Source organism: Streptomyces sp. JJ66 (genome assembly GCF_019303495.1).
Taxonomy (GTDB): Bacteria; Actinomycetota; Actinomycetes; order Streptomycetales; family Streptomycetaceae; genus Streptomyces.
Genome location: NZ_JAEVFI010000009.1, coordinates 159,771 through 160,093 on the forward strand (window position 1 = coordinate 159,771; position 323 = coordinate 160,093).

A 323-nucleotide genomic window follows, 5' to 3' on the forward strand; every position below is an offset into this window, starting at 1 on the left:
AAAGGGGGTTAGGCCACCGGCTTCGGGTGTTACCGACTTTCGTGACGTGACGGGCGGTGTGTACAAGGCCCGGGAACGTATTCACCGCAGCAATGCTGATCTGCGATTACTAGCGACTCCGACTTCATGGGGTCGAGTTGCAGACCCCAATCCGAACTGAGACCGGCTTTTTGAGATTCGCTCCACCTCACGGCATCGCAACTCATTGTACCGGCCATTGTAGCACGTGTGCAGCCCAAGACATAAGGGGCATGATGACTTGACGTCGTCCCCACCTTCCTCCGAGTTGACCCCGGCAGTCTCCTGTGAGTCCCCACCACCCC

The 323-nt window shown here is 58.2% G+C and carries 1 rRNA gene (only partly in view); it reads right to left on the reverse strand.

Annotated features, from left to right (window positions below):
• Positions 1-323: ribosomal RNA gene (locus JJV70_RS09125) — 16S ribosomal RNA — on the reverse strand (it extends past both window edges: 109 nt to the left, 991 nt to the right).